Annotated in this window: 2 protein-coding genes; both read left to right on the top strand. The window is 31.0% G+C overall.

Annotated features, from left to right (window positions below):
* Positions 1–396 precede the first annotated feature (396 nt).
* Positions 397–1,746 (top strand): sensor histidine kinase, encoded by a 1,350-nt coding sequence (locus tag CI949_RS19320; RefSeq protein ID WP_290769438.1) that lies wholly within the window; start codon positions 397–399, stop codon positions 1,744–1,746.
* Between the two features lie 36 nt (positions 1,747–1,782).
* The coding region (locus CI949_RS19325) for a response regulator (RefSeq protein ID WP_290769440.1) at positions 1,783–2,916 on the top strand (1,134 nt) is incomplete at its 3' end.

A 2,916-nucleotide genomic window follows, 5' to 3' on the forward strand; every position in this document is an offset into this window, starting at 1 on the left:
GGGTTATAGCTCAGCTGGATAGAGCAACAGATTCCTAATCTGTAGGCCGGCGGTTCAAATCCGCCTAACCCCACCACTTATAAATAAAAATTTAATAATCATTATATTAAGACCAGCCATTAAACCGGCTGGTCTTTTTTTAGCAAATTATACTTTGACACTCAGGTAATTAAAGTAGTATTATAATGTTAGCCTGGCTAAAATATTATTTTGTCAGCAGTGGAGGTGTTAATTATATTTTCCAGACTTATTGATTTTATCAAAAAACCAAAAAGATCGATTAGAAGCAGAATAATAAGTATTTTTATAATTATTATTATCATTTTAAATATAGTGTTTTTTCTTTCTTTTATCAGAAGAGATAGAGAGATAGAAATTTATCAGGAGAATGTAGATGTGAATTTTAAGCTTAATCAGCTTTCTCTAAAAATAACGGAAAACTCCCGCCATTTTGATCTCTTTTTTCAGGAGCGGACCGAAGAAAATAGAGCGCTGTATCAGAATTCCCGCAGCGAAATAACAGAGTTGATGCAGGAAATTGAAGCAGAGATCAGGCGTGATCAAAAAAGCAGGACTTTTTATAGAAATTTAAGTAATATGCTTGATTATCACGATCAGCTGGCTGCAGAATTATTTAACAGCAGTGTTTTTAACCAGACTACCTACCAAAAGCTGACTGATATTGATACCCTGTATTCGTATATGAACAGCCATACTCAAAATCTGATCAATTCTTATCTTGCCTATCACAGCAGCAACTATGTAAACCTGTTGGTTGATACTCAAAACCGATCTAAAACAATATATGCAGTTGTTATTTTAATCAGCATTGCAGTTTTTATATTTGCAGTTTTGATGTCAAACAGTATTTTAAAGACAATAGAAAAATTGTCTTCTTCTGCGCGCTATCTCTCACTGGGTCACTGGGAGATTGAGGATATAGAAGAGATCAATTACCGGGAGTTAAATATTTTAGGTCAGACATTTAACCTGATGAAAAAGAATATCAGAAACTATATTCAGGAACTTAAAGAAAAATCAGAACTTGAAAATAAACTCAATCAGGAGAAAATGGAAAACATCGAAAAAGAGAGGCTTTTAAAAGAATCACAGCTTTTAAATCTACAGATGCAGATGGATCCTCATTTTTTATTTAATACTTTAAATACTGTTTCCAGAACAGCAATGTTTGAGAATGCTGCAGAAACTCAAAACTTAATTATTGCTATTTCTAAAATCATGCGCTATAACCTTGATCATAAGGGTAAAATGGTGGAATTTAAAAAGGAGATTGAAGTATTAAAAGCTTATCTCACTATTCAGGAAACCCGTTTTAAAGAACAGATGGATTTTGAGATTATCACAGAAGGGAATCTGGACCAGATTGAAATTCCGCCAATGATTATTCAGCCGATTGTAGAAAATTCAATTATCCACGGGCTGGCTGATACCGATTCAGAAGGAAGGGTAATTATTGAAATTAAAAGATTTTCAAATAAAGTAGAAATCAGGGTTAGAGACAATGGAATCGGTATCGAAAGTGAAAAGCTAAATAAAATTTTAACTGAGCAGCCTCAAAATAGAGAAAAGAATGAAAGAGAAAGTCTTGGCATTTTAAATGTTATTAAAAGGCTGAAACTTCATTATGGAAAAAATTTATTAAAAATCAATTCGAAAGTTAAACAGGGTACAGAAGTCATTATTGAAATTCCAATAAAAAAAGAAAAAGAAGATAATAAAAAATAAAGCTTAATTTACTTTAGTTTGTCAGGGGAGGAAAAAATGATAAAGGTATTGATAGCAGAAGATGAACATTTAGAAAGAAAAGCGATAAAGTTTTTTATAAATAAACTCTATCAGGATGAGCTAGAAATTGTTGCTGAAGTCAGTAATGGAGAAGAAGCTGTATTTCAGGCTTTAGAAAATAATGTTGATCTGGTCTTGATGGATATAAAAATGCCGAAACTAAATGGGCTGGAGGCGGCAGAAAAATTAAAAGAAAAAGTCCCGGGAACTGAAATTATCATTTTGACTGCTCACAGTGAATTTGATTATGCACAAAAGTCAATTAAAATTGGGGTCAGCGACTATCTGGTTAAACCATATGTTGAAGCAGATTTTAAAGAAGTAGTTGATACCGCTCTTGCTAAAATTAAAACTCAAAAAAAGAAGAATGAAAAAGAAAGAGCGCTGCTGGAGAAAATAAAGAATATTTCGCCTGTCTTAGAAAAAGAAATTATTTTAAATATAATTTATAATACAGAATCTTCCTTAAAAAGTTTTCTAAAACACACCAGACTGCTGGGGATTGAAGCTGAAAAATTTATTTTCATAACTTTTAATTATGACGAACAGCAAAAAATAGACACTGAGCTGTATAATTTTATTCGAGACCAGCTTAAAGGCTGCTTTGATAATATAATATCTTATAATGGTTTAATTAACAGTATATTTTTAGTTATCGATGATCAACTTCCGGAAAAAATTAATTCAGCAGAATATAAAAAAATAGAAGCTGCAGTTAAAAATAGAGAAAAGAATATTTTAGTTAAAAAAAGCAGTATTTCTTCTGATTTTAAAATTATTAGTGATATCTACAATCAGACAAAGGAAAAAACTGCTGATGCACAATTTTCAATTAATACTTACCCCTATCAGAGTGAGAAGAAGGTTTTTGCCAAAATAATTGATAAAAATTATGAGCAGGCTAAAAAGGAATTTAATAAAATTTATAATTACTTAGTTCAGGAAGAAAAAAATAACCTGAGTCGAATTAAGTCCTTTTTGCGGAGATTTTTAATCTTTTTAAATCGACGCTTAATGGAATATTATAATCAGCAGCAGCCTTTTTTAGAGATGCAGACTTTAGAAAATGAAATTGAACTGATTAATAATCTGGAAGGTTTAAAAATATAT

The organism is Halanaerobium sp. (genome assembly GCF_003070835.1).